This is a genomic window from Delftia tsuruhatensis NBRC 16741 (assembly GCF_001571325.1).
Classification (GTDB): domain Bacteria; phylum Pseudomonadota; class Gammaproteobacteria; order Burkholderiales; family Burkholderiaceae_C; genus Comamonas; species Comamonas tsuruhatensis.
Map to the genome: position 1 here is coordinate 217387 of NZ_BCTO01000013.1, position 17378 is coordinate 234764.

Below are 17378 nucleotides of genomic sequence, written 5' to 3' on the forward strand. Positions count from 1 at the left end.
TGGTGGCACGCGCGCCTTTGTTCCCGAGACGCTGAGCCATGAATACGGTAGATGCCAAGCGGGTCCTGGAAACTGCATTGATCTGCGCGCCGCAGCCTGTCACGCTGCGTGAGCTGCGCTCGCTGTTCGATGACGTGCTGGGCTCCGACACGCTGAAGGACCTGCTGCTGGACCTGCAGAAGGACTGGGCGCAAAAGGGCGTGGAGCTGGTGCAGGTGGCGTCCGGGTGGCGCTTCCAGAGCCGGCCCGAGATGCGGGTGTACCTGGACCGGCTGCATCCTGAAAAGCCGCCACGCTACACCCGTGCGACCCTGGAGACGCTGGCCATCATCGCCTACCGTCAACCGGTGACGCGCGGTGATATCGAGGACATACGCGGTGTGACGGTCAACAGCCTGCTGATCAAGCAACTGGAAGACCGGGGCTGGATCGAGGTGATTGGCCACCGGGAAACCGTGGGCCGGCCCTCTTTGTTTGCCACCACGCGCCAGTTTCTGGACGACCTGGGCCTGCAGTCGCTGGACCAGTTGCCCATGCTTGAGGAGCCCGAATCCCAGCAAAGCCTGTTCAAGGCGCTGGAGGAGTCGGGCGAGCCTGAGGTGCAAGAGAGTGCGCCAGCCGGTGACGCCCCGCCGACCGAAGGCTGGGGTCCCGACGAAGTGCCGCCAGTCATCGGCGCGCAGGACGTGGGCGAGGAATTGCTGGATCAGGTGCCGTTGCAGGCCGATGAGACGGAGCTGCCGGAGCTGGTCGAGGACGGTGAGGACAACGCCCTTGCCGCTCTCTTGCCAGAGGCGCCCTCGGGCGAGCCTGAGACACCGGATGGGACAGATGCCGCGAGTGCCGCAGAAGCTGCGCAGACCGCAGACACAGCGGAAAAAGCGGACACCGCGGATACGACAGACACAACGGATACGGACGGCGCTGCACTGCAGGCCGAAGAAGGAAAGCCATGACGGGTAGTGATATCTCCAAGGACCAGGACGCCCAGCCGGCGTCCGACGAGGCTGGCGCACAGCGCAAGGCCCGCCCCGCGCGCTCGCGCGCTCCCAAGGCCGAGTCCCGGCCTGGCGCCAGGCCTGCGCGCAAGCCGCGTCCGGCCGCCGAGGCGGTGCCTGCCGAAGACACCGAGCAGGAGCTGGTGACGGCTGATGCATCAGAGTCAAGCGACTCAGGGTCTGCCGAAGGCTACGGTTTTGCGGACGTCATCTCGGGCGAGCTCGACGCCGCCGAAGAGCGCGACGATGCCGCGCCTGCCAAGCGCGTGCTGCTGCCCCAGGTCGATTCGCCCAAGCTGCACAAGGTGCTGGCCCAGGCCGGGCTGGGATCGCGCCTTGAAATGGAGCAGCTCATTCTTGAAGGCCGCATCTCGGTCAACAACGAGCCTGCCCACGTGGGCCAGCGCATCCAGTTCGGCGACCAGATCAAGGTCAACGGCCAGCCCATCCGCTTTCGCATCGATCCGCCGCCGGCGCGTGTCATCGCCTACCACAAGCCCGTGGGTGAAGTCGTCACGCACGACGATCCCCAGAACCGCCCCACGGTGTTCCGCAAGCTGCCGCGCCTGCAGCATGGCAAATGGCAGTCCGTTGGCCGCCTGGACCTGAACACCGAAGGCCTGCTGCTGTTCACCAGCTCGGGCGAGCTGGCCAACTCCCTGATGCACCCGCGCTTCGGCCTGGAGCGCGAGTACGCGGCCCGCGTGCTGGGCGCGCTCAGCAAGGAAGAAAAGCAGCGCCTGACCGATGGCGTGCAGCTGGAAGACGGCGTGGCCGCCTTCGGCTCCATCGAGGATGGCGGCGGCGAAGGCGCCAACTGCTGGTACCGCGTGACCATTTCCGAAGGCCGCAACCGCGAAGTGCGCCGCATGTTCGAGGCGGTGGGCCATGCCGTGAGCCGGCTGATCCGCATCCGCTATGGCGCCATGGTGCTTCCGCGCGGCCTCAAGCGCGGCGCCTGGGTGGAGCTGGACCAGGCCGACATCCAGTCCCTGGCCTCCGCGGCAGGCATGCAGGCGCGTGCGCCTGCTGCACCCAAGCCCCCGGCCGGAGGCCGCCGTGGTGGCCCGGCCGACCGCAATACCGTTCGCCGCGAAGGCGGCGGCCGCTATTTCGACGGCAATCGCCCGGCACCCAATGCCATGCTGGACGGCCCGCGTGCCAAGCCCGCTGCCAAGGGTGGCAAGGCGGACGGCGGCCAGGGCAGAGGGCAGGGCGGTGCAGGCGGGCGTGGCAAGACAGGTGGCAGCCAGCAGCCCGATCCGATGCGTACATCGGTGGGCTACATCGGCTCCGACAGCCTGTCGCGTGCACGCCAGAACGCCAAGCGCAAGCCGGGAGGGCGCCGCTGAAATACGGCGGTCAGCCTCCCCTTTGGCAGCACCATGTCATCAAGGACTTTGATGGCACAGCTAGAATCAACGGTTTTGTCCAATTGACAAAAATCCATAGTAACCCTGATTAGGAACCATTCAAATGGCCATCGAACGCACTCTTTCCATCATTAAGCCCGACGCCGTTGCCAAGAACGTGATCGGCCAGATCTACGCTCGCTTCGAGGCCGCCGGCCTGAAGGTCATCGCCGCCAAGATGGTGCACCTGTCGCGCGGCGAAGCCGAGCAGTTCTACGGCGTCCACAAGGAGCGTCCCTTCTTCAAGGACCTGGTGGACTTCATGATCTCCGGCCCCGTGATGATCCAGGCCCTGGAAGGCGAGAACGCCATCCTGAAGAACCGTGAACTGATGGGCGCCACCGACCCCAAGAAGGCTGAGAAGGGCACGATCCGCGCCGACTTCGCCGACAGCATCGACGCCAACGCCGTGCACGGCTCTGACGCCGCTGAAACTGCAGCCGTGGAAGTGGCATTCTTCTTCCCCGGCATGAACGTCTACTCGCGCTGATCCCCGCGTCTTCCGCGGCCGTCATGGTCTGTCCGGTGCAGGCCATGCCTGCCGCGGAAGAGCCGAGAGCGGCGTGGCACCGGCCTGCCGACATGAATACCAATTTGCTAGATTTTGATCTCGACGGACTGGCCGCTTATTGCGAACAGCTCGGCGAGAAGCGTTTCCGCGCAACGCAGCTGTTCCGCTGGATCCACCAGCGAGGCGCCAGCGATTTCGACCAGATGAGCGATCTGGCCAAGTCCCTGCGCGAAAAGCTCAAGGCGCGTGCCCACATCACGGCCCTGCCGGTTCTGACCGAGCATGTGTCTGCCGATGGAACGGTCAAGTGGCTGTTCGACGTGGGGGGCGGCAATGCCGTCGAATCCGTTTTCATTCCCGAAGATGACCGGGGCACGCTGTGCGTGTCGTCCCAGGCCGGCTGTGCCGTGGGCTGCCGCTTCTGCTCCACGGGTCACCAGGGCTTCAGCCGCAACCTCAGCACGGGCGAGATCCTGGCCCAGCTCTGGTATGCCGAGCATGCGCTGCGCAAGCGCCTGGGCACGGGCGGCGAGCGCGTCATCTCCAACGTGGTGATGATGGGCATGGGCGAGCCGCTGCAGAACTACACGGCCCTGGTGCCGGCGCTGCGCGTGATGCTGGATGACCATGGCTACGGCCTCTCGCGCCGCCGCGTGACCGTGTCCACCTCGGGCGTGGTCCCGATGATCGACAGGCTGTCGCAGGACTGCGCCGTGGCCATGGCCGTGTCGCTGCATGCACCCAACGACGAGCTGCGCGACCCGCTGGTGCCGCTGAACCGCAAGTACCCCATCCACGAGCTGCTCGATGCCTGCGAGCGCTACCTGGAGTTCGCGCCGCGCGATTTCATCACGTTCGAATATTGCATGCTCGATGGCGTCAATGATCAGCCCGAGCATGCGCGCCAACTGATAGAGTTGGTCCGCGCACGTGGCGACGGCCGCAGCTGGTGCAAGTTCAACCTGATTCCGTTCAACCCCTTCCCGGCCTCGGGCCTGCTGCGTTCACCTGCAGCGCGGGTGACGGAGTTCGCCAGCCTGCTGAGCAATGCCGGCATTGTGACCACGGTGCGCAAGACACGTGGCGACGACATCGACGCAGCCTGCGGACAGCTGGCTGGCGATGTCAAGGACCGCACGCGCGCTGCCGAGCGCATGGCAAAGCAGCGCACCATTGTTCTCAAGCAGATGCCTTGAGAGGACCTACGGAACAAAGGGACAGTTCATGAAGTCAGTGGCTCGGCGGCTGCGATCGGGGGGTATCGGTGGATGCATGCGCTGGGCAGTGCCGGTGCTGGTCCTTGCCTTGGCCGGTTGCGCCGGCAAGCAACCTTTGGTGCCTTCGGCGAATTCAGGCTCCGGCAATGCTTCGTCCGTCTCCAATGCCTCGATGGCCTCGGCCGCCGAGGTCGATCCCCGTCGCCGCGCGGCCATTCGCCTGGAGCTGGCGGCTTCCTACTTCCAGGCCGGCCGCATCGATGTGGCCCTGGAAGAGGTAAACCAGGCGCTGGCCTCCGACCCCGGTTCCGCCGATGGCTATGGACTGCTGGCCCTGATCTACATGCGCAACCAGGACTGGGACCAGGCCGATGCCAGCCTGCGCAAGGCCATGTCGCTGCGCCCCCAGGACGGTGACCTGCAGCACAACTACGGATGGCTGCTGTGCCAGCGCAAGCAGTATGTGCAGGCCCAGGAATGGCTGGACAAGGCACTGGCCCAGCCCGGCTACCTGGAGCGTCCCAAGACATGGATGGCCAAGGGGCTGTGCCTGCAGCAGGCCGGTCTGCTGGTCGAGGCCCAGCAGGCGCTGCTCAAGGGCTATGAACTCGATGCCGCCAACCCGGTGATAGCCTATCACCTGAGCAATGTGATGCTGCAGGGGGGCGACGCCAAGAGGGCGCAGTTCTACATCCGCCGCCTCAACAGCAGCCCCCAGTCCAACGCGGAAAGCCTGTGGCTGGGCATCAAGATAGAGAGGGCGCTGCAGCAATCTGCAGCGATGCGGCAGCTGGCCGACCAGCTGCACCAGCGCTTCCCGGAGTCCCGCCAATGGCTGGCCTACGAGCGTGGAGCATTCAATGAGTGAGGTGTTGGCGGTGCATGACGAAGCAGGTACGCAAGGCGAGAACGCCAAAACTTCCATGACGGCGGGCACGCTGCTGCGCCAGGCGCGCGAGGCGGCAGGCCTGTCGCTGGCCGGACTGGCGGCGGCGCTCAAGGTGCCGGCCCCCAAGCTGGAGGCCCTGGAGGCGGATGACTATGCCGCCTTCCAGGACCATGTCTTCATGCGGGCCCTGGCACAAAGCGTCTGCCGCACGCTGCGCGTGGACTCGGCCTCGGTGCTGGCCCTGCTGCCGCGCACCCAGCTCAAGAGCCTGGCCGATGATCGCGGCAGCATCAATGCCACGTTCAAGGAGCGCTCCTTCAAGGCCACCGGAACACCGCTGGGCCGCGAAAACGGTTCGCGCAAGGTCGCCATCATCGTGCTGCTGCTGCTGGCGGCCGCCGCCGCCGTGTACTTCCTGCCCAAGCACGAAGGCGATGCCGAGGAGCCGCAGGCCGGCTCTTCCGACGCCGCTGCCCTGGTGTCGCCGGCCGCAACCGTGTCCGAGCCCGTGGCTGCCCAGGAGCCTGTGGCGCCCGCAGTGACGGCGCCAGCCTCCGAAGGGGCGGCGCCTGCAGCACCTGCACCTGCAGCGCCTGCAACAACGCCAGCCGTCCAGGCGCCTGCAGCAGCGGCTCCCGCAGCCGGCGTGCCTGGCGATGTGCCCGCCGATGCCGCAGCGGCGACTCCTGCAACCCAGGCCGCGCAAACGCCTGGTGGCGTGCTGGTCATGAAGGCCAGCGCACAATCGTGGGTGCAGGTCAAGGATGCCAATGGCCGCGTGGTGCTGCAAAAGACGCTGGCGGCAGGTGAGTCGGTTGGCGCCGAAGGTGCGCTGCCGCTGTCTGTCATCGTCGGCAATGCCAGCGGCACCGAAGTGCGCGTCCGTGGTGAACTGCTGGAAGTGGCCAAGACCACCCGTGACAACGTGGCCCGCTTTGAGGTGAAGTGACCGTGCAAGATTTCCTATCCACGCAGCAGCCGATAGCGATTGCCTCGCCGCTGCCGCGCAAGTCCCGCCAGGCCCGCGTGGTCTGGCGCAACAATGTCGTCACCGTGGGCGGCGATGCGCCTGTGCGCGTGCAGTCCATGACCAACACCGACACGGTGGACGCGGTCGAGACGGCCATACAGGTGCGCCAGCTGGCCCAGGCCGGCTCGGAGATGGTGCGCATCACCGTCAACACGCCCGAGGCAGCCGCTGCCGTGCCCTACATCCGCGAGCAGCTCGACCGCATGGGCGAGTACGTGCCTCTGGTGGGCGACTTCCACTACAACGGCCACCGCCTGCTCACCGAATACCCAGCCTGTGCCGAGGCGCTGTCCAAGTACCGCATCAACCCCGGCAACGTCGGCAAGGGCGAGAAAAAGGACAGGCAGTTCGGCCAGATGATCGAGGCGGCAGCCCGCTACGACAAGGCCGTGCGCATCGGTGTCAACTGGGGTTCGCTGGACCAGGAGCTGATGGCGCGCCTGATGGACGAGAACTCGCGCCGCGCCCAGCCCTGGGATACGCGCCAGGTCATGTTCGAGGCGCTGATCTCCTCGGCCGTCGATTCCGCGCGCCTGGCCGAGTCCATGGGGCTGAACGGCGACAACATCATCCTGTCGTGCAAGGTCAGCGGCGTGCAGGACCTGATCTCGGTCTACCGGGCCCTTGCGCAGCGCTGCGACTATGCGCTGCACTTGGGCCTGACCGAGGCCGGCATGGGCACCAAGGGCACGGTGGCCTCGGCCGCCGCGCTGTCCGTGCTGCTGCAGGAAGGCATTGGCGACACCATCCGCGTCTCGCTCACGCCCCAGCCCGGCGAGGCGCGCACGCAGGAAGTGGTGGTTGCCTCCGAAATCCTGCAGGCCCTGGGCCTGCGCGTTTTCGTGCCCAGCGTCACGGCCTGCCCTGGCTGCGGCCGCACCACCAGCACCACCTTCCAGGAGCTGGCCAAGCGCATCGACGACTACCTGCGCGGCCAGATGCCGCTGTGGCGCATGAAGTACCCCGGCGTCGAGGCCATGAAGGTGGCCGTGATGGGCTGCATCGTCAACGGCCCTGGCGAGAGCAAGCACGCCAACATCGGCATCAGCCTGCCCGGGACGGGCGAGGCGCCCGCTGCCCCCGTCTACATTGACGGCGAGAAGGCGTTGACGCTGCGCGGCGAGCGCATTGCCGAGGAATTCCAGACCCTGGTCGAAGACTATGTGGCGCGCACCTATGGCGCCACCGCTGCCGCACCCGCCTGAGCGGCTGCGCCAGGCATTGCAGTTATTGCAAAATAGATAGCACACCACGCTTTGTTTCATGGGGTCTCACGCGGAATGCGCGTGGGGGCATGGAGCGCAAAAGGCGGGGTCCGCTTCTGTTTCCGAGCATTCATCGAACGAGAACAACGTGGCCAAACCCGAAAAACTCTCCGCCGTCAAAGGCATGAACGACATTCTTCCCGCCGAGTCCGCTCGCTGGGAATGGCTGGAGGCGCAGGTGCGCGAGCTGATGGCGCGCTTTGCCTACCGCAACGTGCGCACGCCCATCGTCGAGCACACGCAACTGTTCGTGCGCGGCATCGGCGAGGTGACGGACATCGTCGAAAAGGAGATGTACTCCTTCGAGGACAAGCTCAATGGCGAGCGCCTGACGCTGCGCCCAGAAGGCACGGCGAGCCTGGTGCGCGCCACCATCGAAAACAACCTGCTGTACGACGGCGGCAAGCGCATGTGGTACATGGGGCCCATGTTCCGCCACGAGCGCCCGCAGCGCGGCCGCTACCGCCAGTTCCACCAGATCGGTGCCGAGGCCCTGGGCTTTGCCGGCCCCGATGTCGATGCCGAGCTCATTTTGCTGGCCGTCTCCCTGTGGAAGCAGCTGGGCCTGACGCAGTGGCGCCTGGAAATCAACAGCCTGGGCCAGCCCGAGGAGCGCCAGGCCCACCGCCAGGCCCTGATCGCCTACCTGGAGCAGCACCAGGACGTGATGGACGAAGAGGCCAGGCGCCGCATGTACAGCAACCCGCTGCGCGTGCTGGACACCAAGAATCCCGCCATGCAGGCCATGGTCAACGGGGCGCCGCGCCTGCTGGACTTCCTGGGCGAGGGCTCGCTGGCCCACTTCGACGGACTCAAGGCCATCCTGGACGCCAATGGCGTGCCCTGGACCGTGAATCCGCGCCTGGTGCGCGGCCTGGACTACTACAACCTCACGGTGTTCGAGTTCATCACCGACATGCTGGGCGCGCAGGGCACCATCTGCGCCGGCGGCCGCTACGACTACCTGATCGAGCAGGTGGGCGGCAAGAGCGCGCCGGCCGTGGGCTGGGCGCTGGGGGTGGAGCGCGTGCTGGAGCTCGTCAAGGAGCTGGGCGCCGACATCCCCGCGCCCACGCTGCATGCCTACGCCATCGTTCCCGACGTGTCGGCCATGCCCGTGGCCCTGCGCACCCTGCAGCAACTGCGCGAGGCCGGCGTGCGCGTGCAGATGCATGCGGCCAGCGCCGAAGGCCTGGGCAGCATGAAGTCGCAGTTCAAGAAGGCCGACGCCAGTGGCGCGCATTTCGCATTGATCTTCGGCTCCGACGAGCTGCAGCAGGGCCTGGTCACCGTCAAGTCGCTGCGCGACGGCACGGGCCAGCAGGTGCAGCAAGCCCTGGCCGATGCGGCCCAATGGGCTGCCACCCTACAATCGGCGGTTTGACCGTCATCCGCAGCTTTCCAGGCCACCGCTCCAGCGGCGTCCTCCATACACAAGGCGACACAGGCGATTCATGGCAAACCATTTCGATCTCGAAGAACAAGAGCAGATAGAGCAGCTCAAGCATTTCTGGAATACCTGGGGCACGTTGATCACGGGTGTGCTTGTGGTCATCTTTGTCGGCTTTGCCGGCTGGAATGGCTACCAGTACTGGGAAAAGCGCCAGGCCACCCAGGCTGCCGCTCTGGCGCATGCCGTCGATGTGGCGCTGTCAGGCAAGGATGCGGCGCGCGCCGGCCAGGCCTTTGCCGATCTCAAGGACAAGTACGCCGGCACCACGCAGGCAGCCCAGGCCGGCCTGCTGCTGGCCAAGGCCGCAGTGGACGAAGGCAGGCTCGATGATGCCAAGGCAGCCCTGACCTGGGTGGCCGACAAGGGCGACGAAGGCTACAAGGCCCTGGCCAAGCTGCGCCTGAGCGCCGTGCTGGAGCAGCAAAAGCAGTACGACGAAGCCCTGAAGGCGCTGGATGGCAGCATGCCCGAATCCTTCGCCGGCATCGTGGCCGACCGCCGCGGCGACATTCTTGCGGCCCAGGGCAAGACGGCCGAGGCCATCGACGCCTACCAGCGCGCCCATGCGCTCCTGGACAAGGGCGTGGACTACGGACGCCTGATCGAATTCAAGCTCAACGCCCTGGGCGCCACGCCCACCGTGCTGGCACAGGCCAAGACTTCGACCTCGGAGAAGCAACCTTGAAAACTTCGGCAGATCAACTGATGGCAATCTCGCGCCCGCGTGGCGTTGCGCGCTGGATGGCTCTGGGCCTGCTGGCCGGTGCCCTGGGCGGCTGCTCCACGGTCTCCTCGTGGTTCAGCAGCGACACCAAGCCCAAGCCCAAGGAACTGGGGGCCAACCCCGGCCTGCTGGCAGTGCACCAGGCCTGGACGGCCAAGCTGGGCGCCGAAGTGCCGCTGGCCACCGACATCCATGTGCAGGGTGACACGCTGCTGATCGCGGCCAAGGACGGCAGCGTCACGGCCCTCGATGCGCGCAATGGCAGCCAGCTGTCGCGCTTCACCGTTGGCGAGCCGCTGACTGCCGGCGTGGGTGGCGACGCCCAGCGCCAGGCCGTGCTCACGCGCAGCAACCAGGTCATCGTCTACTCGCAAGGCAAGCAGCTGTGGAAGCAGCCGCTGCCCGCAGCCGCCTACACGCCGCCGCTGGTGGCGGGCGGCCGCGTCTTCGTGCTGGCGGCCGACCGCTCGCTGGCCGCATTCGATGCCGCCAACGGCCGCAAGCTGTGGACCGCGCAGCGCCCGGGCGAGCCCCTGGTGCTGCGCCAGCCCGGCGTTCTGATCGCCGTGGGCAACACCCTGGTGGCCGGCCTGTCGGGCCGCATGGTGGGCATCGATCCCGACACAGGTGCCGTGCGCTGGGAGGCCCCGCTGGCCAGCCCGCGCGGCACCAATGACGTGGAGCGCCTGGTGGACCTCGTCGGCCGCGTCAGCCGTGTCGGCGACAGCGTCTGCGCGCGCGCCTTCCAGGCTGCCGTGGGCTGTGTGGATACGCAAAATGCATCGGTGCGCTGGACCCAGCCGTCCAAGGGTGCCGACGGCATCGACGGCGATGGCGAGACCGTGTTCGGCGCCGAAAGCAATGGCACCGTCCAGGCCTGGCGCCGCGGCGACGGCTCGCGCGTGTGGTCCATCGACCAGTTGCAGCACCGCCGCCTGACGGCGCCGTTGATGCTGGGCCGTTCGGTGGTGTTTGGTGATGACTATGGTGTGGTGCACCTGCTGTCCAAGACGGACGGACAGGCGCTGGCACGATTGAAGACGGACGACTCCGGTGTGGCCTCGCCCCCGGTATCGGCTGCCAATACGCTGGTGGTGGTAAGCCGCAGCGGAACTGTGTACGGCTTCCGGCCGGATTGATAGGTATTTTCGGGAATGAAGCCAGTTATTGCCCTGGTAGGGCGACCCAATGTGGGCAAATCGACGCTGTTCAATCGGCTGACCAAGTCGAGGGATGCAATCGTCGCGGATTTCGCGGGCCTCACGCGTGACCGCCACTATGGACAGGGCCGCCAGGGCAAGCACGAATACATCGTGATCGACACCGGCGGCTTCGAGCCTGATGCATCCAGCGGCATCTTCAAGGAGATGGCGCGCCAGACGCAGCAGGCCGTGGCCGAGGCCGACGTCGTGGTCTTCGTCGTCGATGCGCGCCTGGGCATGTCTGCCCAGGACCATGACATCGCCAAGTACCTGCGCCGTCTGGGCAAGCCCTGCGTGCTCGTGGCCAACAAGGCCGAGGGCATGAAGGAAGGCGTGCAGCTGACCGAGTTCTACGAACTGGGCCTGGGCGAAGTGCTGCCGGTTTCCGCCGCGCACGGACAGGGTGTGCGCGGCCTGGTCGACCTGGCCCTGGGCCAGCTCAACCTGCCCGAACCCGAGGAAGACGACCCCTTCGACGATGTGGCCCAGAAGCCCATCCGCCTCACCGTGGCCGGTCGCCCCAACGTCGGCAAGTCCACGCTGATCAACACCTGGCTGGGCGAGGAGCGACTGGTCGCCTTCGACATGCCGGGCACCACGCGCGATGCCATCTCCGTGCCCTTCGAGCGCGCCGGCCAGAAGTTCGAACTCATCGACACGGCAGGCCTGCGCCGCAAGGGGCGGGTGTTCGAGGCCATCGAGAAGTTCTCCGTCGTCAAGACGCTGCAGGCCATCGAGAGCGCCAACGTCGTGCTGCTGCTCATCGATGCCACGCAGGGCGTGACCGATCAGGATGCGCACATTGCCGGCTACGTGCTGGAAAGCGGCCGCGCCGTGGTGCTGGCCGTGAACAAATGGGATGCGGTGGACGACTACCAGCGCCAGATGCTGGAGCGCTCGATCGAGACGCGCCTGTCCTTCCTGAAGTTCGCTCCCATGCACTTCATCTCGGCCGAGAAGCGCCAGGGCCTGGGTCCGCTGTGGAACTCCATCATCCAGGCGCACAAGGCAGCCACCTGCAAGATGCCCACGCCGGTGCTCACGCGCCTGCTGATGGAAGCCGTGCAGTTCCAGACGCCCAAGAAGACTGGCATCTACCGACCCAAGATGCGTTACGCGCACCAGGGTGGCATGAACCCGCCGGTTATCGTCATACACGGCAATTCGCTCGAGCATGTGACGGAGGCCTACAAGCGCTTCCTCGAGGGGCGGTTCCGAAAGGAATTCAATTTGGTCGGCACGCCGTTGCGGATCGAGTTGAAAACCTCTCATAATCCTTTCGCCGACAAGGACAAATAACAAGCCACGGAATTTGGGGAAAACCCTTGTGCAGACAGGGGGCCCAAAACACTGTGGTAAGGTGTCGGTTTACAACAACACTCTTCGAACACGGAGAATATCGTGAGCAACAAAGGCCAACTCCTCCAAGACCCGTTCCTGAACGCGCTGCGCCGCGAACATGTGCCGGTGTCCATCTACCTCGTCAACGGCATCAAGCTGCAAGGCCAGATCGAATCCTTCGACCAGTACGTGGTTCTGCTTCGCAACACCGTCACCCAGATGGTTTACAAGCACGCCATCTCCACCATTGTTCCCGGCCGCGCCGTGAACTTCTCCACGGCCGAAGCTGCCGGCAGCGACGCCAGCGCTTGAGCTCGCTGCGCCCTGATGCCTCCCCGCACAGCCGGGGAGCTTCCTCACCCTTCGGGAGAGGTTTTTCTTGAGTTCTGAATCTTTTGACCGGTCCACGCCAACGCCAGTGCTGCTGGTGGGCGTGGATTTCGGCTTTCCCCATTTCGATGGCGAGTTGGAAGAGCTGGGCCTGCTGGCCGGCACGGCCGGCCTGCGTCCCGTTGCACGCCTGACCTGCAAGCGCAAGGTGCCCGATGCGGCGCTGTTCGTGGGCAGCGGCAAGGCCGACGAAATCCGCATGCTCGCCCAGATGCACGGGGCCCAGGAAGTGCTGTTCGACCAGGCCCTGAGCCCGGCCCAGCAGCGCAATCTGGAGCGCCATCTGCAGATGCCGGTCAACGACCGCACCCTGTTGATCCTGGAGATCTTCGCCCAGCGCGCCCGCAGCCATGAAGGCAAGCTGCAGGTGGAGCTGGCGCGCCTGCAATACGTGGCCACGCGCCTCGTGCGCCGCTGGACCCACCTGGAGCGCCAGATGGGCGGCATCGGCGGGCGCGGCGGCCCTGGCGAAAAGCAGATCGAGCTGGATCGCCGCATGATCGACGAATCGATCAAGCGTACCAAGGAACGGCTGCTGAAGGTCAAGAAGCAACGCGCCACGCAGCGCCGCCGGCGCGAGCGCCATGGCATCTTCAACATCTCGCTGGTCGGCTACACCAATGCCGGCAAATCCACGCTGTTCAACGCGCTGGTGAAGGCGCGGGCCTATGCGGCCGACCAGTTGTTCGCCACGCTGGACACGACCACGCGCCAGCTGTATTTGAACGAGGCCCGGCAATCGGTGTCCCTGTCGGACACCGTGGGCTTCATCCGCGACCTGCCGCACGGGCTGGTCGATGCATTCCAGGCCACGTTGCAGGAGGCGATCGATGCCGATCTTCTGCTGCATGTGGTTGACGCCTCCAATCCGAACTTCCCGGAACAAATCCAACAAGTCCAGAAAGTTCTGAAGGAAATCGGTGCCCAGGAGGTGCCTCTGGTACTGGTTTTCAACAAGCTCGATGCCGTCGATGAAGAGCGGCTTCCAGCGCAGTTGCAGGACCAGTACGAGCTTGACGGGCTACCTGTTTCACGGGTGTTTGTCAGCGCCCGCTCCGGTGAGGGGCTGCCGCAGCTGCGGCAGCTGCTGGCCGACCACGCACTGCGCGCAGAAGCGGAATACGCTGAAGCGCATGGTGGTGAAGAGCGGGGCGAGGGGGAGGTGGATGGCGCGATGCCCCCTGGGCAGGACGCCGAATACTAGGGGCTAGCGCCCTGATTGGGCAAAATGCCGATTGGGTCCCTGTCTTTACCGAAGAAACCGAGACTTCTCGCATGAATCTTTCACAACGCGCCCATCGCTGGGCGATGCTGCCGCAGCGCCTTCGCGGGATGTTCAACCTGAATGATCCGCGCTGGGGACGTGGCGACGACAAGAACGACGATGCCTCGCGCCCCGATGCCGACCGTCCCGCTGCGCCGCCGCCTGCGGAACCCGCACGCGACAACCGCGACAGCCGTGACAACCGTCCCTCCTCGGGTGGGGGTGGCCAGCCGCCGGATCTGGACGAGCTGTGGCGTGACCTCAACCGCAAGCTTTCGGGCCTGTTCGGCGGCAAGCCGGGCGGTGGCCGCGGGCAGCCGCCCGTGCGCAATGGCGGTGGCAGCCAGCCGCCGGACATGCGCAGTGCCGGCATGGGCGTGGGCCTGATTGCCGGCATTGCCTTCATCATCTGGATGGGCACGGGCATCTTCATCGTCCAGGAAGGCCAGCAGGCCGTCATCACCCAGTTCGGCAAGTACAAGAGCACGGTGGGTGCCGGCATCAACTGGCGCCTGCCGTACCCGATCCAGCGCCATGAACTGGTGTTCGTGACGCAGATCCGCTCGGCCGACGTGGGGCGCGACACCATCATCAAGAGCACGGGCCTGCGCGAGTCGGCCATGCTCACCGAGGACGAGAACATCGTCGAGATCAAGTTCGCCGTCCAGTACCGTCTGAGCGACGCGCGTGCCTGGCTGTTCGAGAGCAAGAACCCGTCCGAGGCCGTGGTCCAGGCCGCCGAGACCGCCGTGCGCGAAGTCGTCGGCAAGATGAAGATGGACACGGCGCTGGCCGAGGAGCGCGACCAGATCGCGCCGCGCGTGCGCGACCTGATGCAGACCATCCTGGACCGCTACAAGGTGGGCGTGGAAGTCGTGGGCATCAACCTGCAGCAAGGCGGCGTGCGTCCGCCCGAGCAGGTGCAGGCCGCCTTCGACGACGTGCTGCGTGCCGGCCAGGAGCGCGAGCGCGCCAAGAACGAGGCCCAGGCCTATGCCAACGACGTGGTGCCCCGCGCAGCCGGCTCGGCGGCACGTCTGCTGGAAGAGGCCAATGGCTACAAGGCCCGCATCGTGGCCCAGGCCCAGGGTGATGCGCAGCGCTTCAGCTCGGTGTTCACCGAGTACCAGAAGGCGCCCCAGGTCACGCGCGACCGCATGTATCTGGAAACCATGCAGCAGATCTACGGCAACGTGACCAAGGTGCTGGTGGAATCGCGCCAGGGCTCCAACCTGCTGTACCTGCCGCTGGACAAGATCATGCAAGGCGTGAGCGGCAATGTGCCGGCAGCCGATGGCTCGGCTGCCCCCGGCACCCAGGCGCCTGCGCCTGCCGCCATTCCCGGCCTTTCGAACGATGCGCGCAGCCGCGACAGCAGTCGCAGCCGTGACCGCGAAGCACGCTGAGGAGCAGCCCAAGTGAACCGAGTTGGATTTTTCATCACCAGCATTCTTCTGGCGCTGGCGCTGCTCAGCTCCATGCTGTTCGTCGTCGATCAACGCCAGTTCGGCGTGGTCTATGCCCTGGGTCAGATCAAGGAAGTGATCACCGAGCCGGGCCTGAACATCAAGATGCCGCCGCCGTTCCAGAACGTGCGCTACATCGACAAGCGCCTGCTCACGCTGGACAGCACCGACACCGAGCCCATGCTCACTGCCGAAAAGCAGCGCGTGGTCATCGACTGGTACGTGCGCTGGCGCATCTCCGATCCGTCGGAGTACATCCGCAACGTGGGCCTGGATGAATCGGCCGGTGCCATGCAGCTCAACCGCGTGGTGCGCAACGCCTTCCAGGAGGAAATCAACCGCCGCACCGTGCGCGAGCTTCTGTCCAGCAAGCGCGACGCGCTGATGAACGACGTCAAGCGCGAAGTGCTGGAGACCGTGCGCGGCGCCAAGCCCTGGGGCGTGGACGTGGTCGATGTGCGCATCACGCGCGTGGACTATGCCGAGACCATCACGGAATCGGTCTATCGCCGCATGGAGGCCGAACGCAAGCGCGTGGCCAACGAGCTGCGCTCCACCGGCGCCGCCGAAGGCGAGAAGATCCGCGCCGAGGCCGATCGCCAGCGCGAGATCACCATCGCCAACGCCTACCGCGATGCCCAGAAGCTCAAGGGCGAGGGCGATGCGGAAGCCGCCCGCACCTATGCCGACGCCTTTGGCAAGGACCCGCAGTTCGCGCAGTTCTACCGCAGCCTGGAGGCCTACAAGTCCAGCTTTGCCAAGAAGAGCGACGTGCTTGTGCTCGATCCTTCGCAGACCGACTTCTTCAAGGCCTACCGCAACGGCGGCAGCTCTGGAAAGTAAGAACGCCTGAGCGGCAACGCCGCCCGGCCCATGCACGGCGCCCCTGTTGGGGCGCCGTTTTTTCTTGCGCTGCCGCTGGCGCCCGCACACCGAATCGATTCGGAATACCGAACGCTCCTCGCGGGCCTTGGGACACCCCCAATTTGGGCTGGCCCGCAACAGCCGGTAGAATCACGTTTTTAACAGCCTCCCCCTTTTTCCATGTCTGCTTGGGTCCTGCCGGATCACATCGCCGATGTCTTGCCTTCCGAGGCCCGGCACATCGAAGAATTGCGTCGAGGCCTGCTCGATACCGCACGTGGCTATGGCTATGAACTGGTCATGCCGCCCATGCTGGAGTACCTCGAATCCCTGCTCACCGGCACAGGGGAGGCGCTGGACCTGCAGACCTGCAAGCTCATCGACCAGCTGACGGGCCGCACCATGGGCCTGCGTGCCGATACCACGCAGCAGGTGGCTCGCATCGACGCCCATCTGCTCAACCGCAAGGGCCTCACGCGCCTGTGCTACTGCGGCCCCGTCGTCCATGCCCGCCCTGATCGTCCCCGCGCCACGCGTGAGCCGCTGCAGTTCGGTGCCGAAATCTACGGCCACCAGGGCATGGAAGCCGACCTGGAGGCACTGCACCTGGCGCTGGACTGCCTGCGCAGCGCAGGCGTCACCGACATCAACGTCGATCTGGCCGATGTGCGCATCGTGCGCAGCCTGCTGGCTGGCGTGATGGTGGACATGCAGGTGCTGCGCGGCGTGCATGCCGCGCTGGCCGCCAAGGATGCGAGCGAACTCGAGCGCCTCACCCGGGACTTCCCCGTCGCCTCGCGCGAAGGCCTGATGGCCTTGCTGCAGCTGTACGGCGGCATCGAGGTGCTGGACCGCGCCGAGAAGCTGCTGGCGCGCACGGCAGGCGTGCAGCCTCTGCTGGACCAGCTGCGCTGGCTGGCCCAGCGCCTGGAAGGCGTGAACGTGAGCTTTGATCTGGCCGATCTGCGCGGCTATGCCTACTACAGCGGCACGCGCTTCGCCATCTATGTTCCGGGTGCCAGCGACGCGCTGGTGCGCGGCGGCCGTTATGACGAGGTGGGCGCGGTCTTCGGCCGCAACCGGCCCGCCGCCGGCTTCAGCCTGGACATCAAGCAGCTCGTGGCCGTTGTGCCCGAGCGCCCGCTCAAGGCTGCCATCCGTGCGCCCTGGGGCGACGATCCCCAGGTGGCAGCCGCCATCGCGGCATTGCGCCGGCAGGGCGAGACCGTGGTCTGCGTGCTGCCAGGCCATGAAAGCGAAGTGGACGAGTTCCACTGCGACCGTGAGCTCGTGCAGGTTGCCGGGCAGTGGGCCGTGCAAGCCATCTGACGCATTTGTCAATTTCTTCGGAT

The 17378-nt window shown here is 66.0% G+C and carries 16 protein-coding genes; all 16 read left to right on the top strand.

Features of this window, described 5'->3' with window-relative positions; genetic code table 11:
* Positions 1-38 precede the first annotated feature (38 nt).
* The 16 genes from scpB to DTS01S_RS06345 all read left to right on the top strand — a co-directional run bounded on the left by scpB (position 39) and on the right by DTS01S_RS06345 (position 17355).
* On the top strand, positions 39-956 hold the full coding sequence (scpB, locus tag DTS01S_RS06270) for an SMC-Scp complex subunit ScpB (RefSeq protein WP_061287452.1): 918 nt from the start codon (positions 39-41) through the stop codon (positions 954-956).
* Positions 953-2350, top strand: coding sequence for a pseudouridine synthase (locus DTS01S_RS06275; RefSeq protein ID WP_061287453.1), 1398 nt, complete (start codon positions 953-955; stop codon positions 2348-2350). The genes scpB and DTS01S_RS06275 overlap by 4 nt, the downstream gene beginning before the upstream one ends.
* A gap of 124 nt (positions 2351-2474) precedes the next feature.
* Positions 2475-2900 (top strand): nucleoside-diphosphate kinase, encoded by a 426-nt coding sequence (gene ndk, locus DTS01S_RS06280; RefSeq protein ID WP_016447563.1) that lies wholly within the window; start codon positions 2475-2477, stop codon positions 2898-2900.
* Positions 2901-2992: 92 nt separating this feature from the next.
* Positions 2993-4117 carry a 23S rRNA (adenine(2503)-C(2))-methyltransferase RlmN gene (gene rlmN / locus DTS01S_RS06285; RefSeq protein ID WP_017404144.1) on the top strand — a complete coding sequence of 375 codons (1125 nt, stop codon included), beginning with the start codon at positions 2993-2995 and terminating at the stop codon, positions 4115-4117.
* Positions 4118-4145: 28 nt separating this feature from the next.
* Positions 4146-5006: a type IV pilus biogenesis/stability protein PilW gene (pilW, locus tag DTS01S_RS06290; RefSeq protein WP_174538864.1), complete on the top strand. Its 861-nt coding sequence runs from the start codon at positions 4146-4148 to the stop codon at positions 5004-5006.
* Positions 4999-5976: a RodZ domain-containing protein gene (locus DTS01S_RS06295; protein ID WP_017404145.1), complete on the top strand. Its 978-nt coding sequence runs from the start codon at positions 4999-5001 to the stop codon at positions 5974-5976. Before pilW ends, DTS01S_RS06295 begins: the two co-directional genes overlap by 8 nt.
* A 2-nt stretch (positions 5977-5978) precedes the next feature.
* The gene (gene ispG, locus DTS01S_RS06300; RefSeq protein WP_026062068.1) at positions 5979-7262 is read left to right on the top strand and encodes a flavodoxin-dependent (E)-4-hydroxy-3-methylbut-2-enyl-diphosphate synthase; all 1284 of its coding nucleotides are present in this window, start codon (positions 5979-5981) and stop codon (positions 7260-7262) included.
* A 184-nt stretch (positions 7263-7446) separates the two neighbouring features.
* On the top strand, positions 7447-8706 hold the full coding sequence (gene hisS / locus DTS01S_RS06305; RefSeq protein ID WP_212646543.1) for a histidine--tRNA ligase: 1260 nt from the start codon (positions 7447-7449) through the stop codon (positions 8704-8706).
* A gap of 70 nt (positions 8707-8776) precedes the next feature.
* Positions 8777-9460 (top strand): YfgM family protein, encoded by a 684-nt coding sequence (locus DTS01S_RS06310; protein ID WP_016447557.1) that lies wholly within the window; start codon positions 8777-8779, stop codon positions 9458-9460.
* A gap of 20 nt (positions 9461-9480) precedes the next feature.
* On the top strand, positions 9481-10638 hold the full coding sequence (gene bamB / locus DTS01S_RS06315; RefSeq protein ID WP_016447556.1) for an outer membrane protein assembly factor BamB: 1158 nt from the start codon (positions 9481-9483) through the stop codon (positions 10636-10638).
* 15 nt (positions 10639-10653) lie between these two features.
* Positions 10654-12000, top strand: a complete 1347-nt coding sequence (gene der / locus DTS01S_RS06320; RefSeq protein ID WP_016447555.1) for a ribosome biogenesis GTPase Der — start codon at positions 10654-10656, stop codon at positions 11998-12000.
* A gap of 102 nt (positions 12001-12102) precedes the next feature.
* Positions 12103-12354: an RNA chaperone Hfq gene (gene hfq / locus DTS01S_RS06325; protein ID WP_012206813.1), complete on the top strand. Its 252-nt coding sequence runs from the start codon at positions 12103-12105 to the stop codon at positions 12352-12354.
* A gap of 67 nt (positions 12355-12421) precedes the next feature.
* The gene (gene hflX / locus DTS01S_RS06330) at positions 12422-13636 is read left to right on the top strand and encodes a GTPase HflX (protein ID WP_016447554.1); all 1215 of its coding nucleotides are present in this window, start codon (positions 12422-12424) and stop codon (positions 13634-13636) included.
* A 71-nt stretch (positions 13637-13707) separates the two neighbouring features.
* On the top strand, positions 13708-15102 hold the full coding sequence (hflK, locus tag DTS01S_RS06335) for an FtsH protease activity modulator HflK (RefSeq protein ID WP_061287454.1): 1395 nt from the start codon (positions 13708-13710) through the stop codon (positions 15100-15102).
* Between the two features lie 12 nt (positions 15103-15114).
* A complete protein-coding gene (gene hflC / locus DTS01S_RS06340; protein ID WP_016447552.1) occupies positions 15115-16005 on the top strand; it encodes a protease modulator HflC in 891 nt (296 codons plus the stop codon).
* Between the two features lie 201 nt (positions 16006-16206).
* Positions 16207-17355 carry an ATP phosphoribosyltransferase regulatory subunit gene (locus DTS01S_RS06345; protein ID WP_016447551.1) on the top strand — a complete coding sequence of 383 codons (1149 nt, stop codon included), beginning with the start codon at positions 16207-16209 and terminating at the stop codon, positions 17353-17355.
* Positions 17356-17378 lie beyond the last annotated feature (23 nt).

Bases quoted from the DNA above. Each gene is read 5' to 3' on its own strand.
- scpB (WP_061287452.1), top strand. From the start codon at position 39: ATGAATACGGTAGATGCCAAGCGGGTCCTGGAAACTGCATTGATCTGC.
- DTS01S_RS06275 (WP_061287453.1), top strand. From the start codon at position 953: ATGACGGGTAGTGATATCTCCAAGGACCAGGACGCCCAGCCGGCGTCC.
- ndk (WP_016447563.1), top strand. From the start codon at position 2,475: ATGGCCATCGAACGCACTCTTTCCATCATTAAGCCCGACGCCGTTGCC.
- rlmN (WP_017404144.1), top strand. From the start codon at position 2,993: ATGAATACCAATTTGCTAGATTTTGATCTCGACGGACTGGCCGCTTAT.
- pilW (WP_174538864.1), top strand. From the start codon at position 4,146: ATGAAGTCAGTGGCTCGGCGGCTGCGATCGGGGGGTATCGGTGGATGC.
- DTS01S_RS06295 (WP_017404145.1), top strand. From the start codon at position 4,999: ATGAGTGAGGTGTTGGCGGTGCATGACGAAGCAGGTACGCAAGGCGAG.
- hisS (WP_212646543.1), top strand. From the start codon at position 7,447: ATGAACGACATTCTTCCCGCCGAGTCCGCTCGCTGGGAATGGCTGGAG.
- DTS01S_RS06310 (WP_016447557.1), top strand. From the start codon at position 8,777: ATGGCAAACCATTTCGATCTCGAAGAACAAGAGCAGATAGAGCAGCTC.
- bamB (WP_016447556.1), top strand. From the start codon at position 9,481: ATGGCAATCTCGCGCCCGCGTGGCGTTGCGCGCTGGATGGCTCTGGGC.
- der (WP_016447555.1), top strand. From the start codon at position 10,654: ATGAAGCCAGTTATTGCCCTGGTAGGGCGACCCAATGTGGGCAAATCG.
- hflK (WP_061287454.1), top strand. From the start codon at position 13,708: ATGAATCTTTCACAACGCGCCCATCGCTGGGCGATGCTGCCGCAGCGC.
- DTS01S_RS06345 (WP_016447551.1), top strand. From the start codon at position 16,207: ATGTCTGCTTGGGTCCTGCCGGATCACATCGCCGATGTCTTGCCTTCC.